Source organism: Pedobacter sp. ASV12, assembly GCF_016429155.1.
Taxonomy (GTDB): Bacteria; Bacteroidota; Bacteroidia; order Sphingobacteriales; family Sphingobacteriaceae; genus Pedobacter.
The window spans coordinates 1-647 of the sequence record NZ_JAELUC010000227.1 but is presented as its reverse complement, the minus strand read 5'-3'; the positions used below and the strand labels follow the sequence as shown (position 1 = coordinate 647).

General features: G+C 37.1%; 1 protein-coding gene. It reads left to right on the top strand.

The features are described from left to right. A partial coding sequence (locus JHD69_RS20035) for a hypothetical protein (RefSeq protein WP_199142104.1) occupies positions 1-647 on the top strand: 647 nt, incomplete at both ends.

Sequence of the window (647 nt, the reverse complement as noted above, 5' to 3'; positions counted from 1 at the left end):
CCATAAAAGGAGAGTTTCCAGATGAATTTGATTTCAACATTACTCCAAACTTAAATTACCCTAATGATAAACAAGCTACCCGGAATGGCTTTATGCTTAATCCCGCAATGGCATCCAATACACTTAAAAGTAAATTGTTAAAAGGATCTCCATTATTTATGGATAATACTCTTGATGGCTTTACTGAAAACTTTGTCCCTTTACCCCACAAGCTTCCGTATTATGCGAACAATTTTTCGAGATATGCTCCTGACACTTATACTCAAATCAGTAGCCCTATTCGCTGGCTAGGAGAGGCGCCCAACATGAATAGAGCCCCAGAATGGTTTAGCGGTGGAGGGAAAAAAGATGCTTTTTCAGACGAGTATACTTTTAATTTTATGGGGGTTTCAGGAAAATTCATGCTAACAATAGTTGGCGGCCAAATTGAGATAGTAGTTCAATCCAATAGTAAAGTAAAAGTTGAAATTATGGATGATAGACTAAAGACGCCTTTTACGCCTGTAACCTCTCGACTAATTGGGCCAACAATGGAGTCCTATCTCTATAATTATTCCGCTTTTTTTGAAGAAGGACAATATCCCAAAACATTTGCTGGTTTTGTTATTACTACCGATAATGGCTATAAGTATTATTTTGGCAAGAAT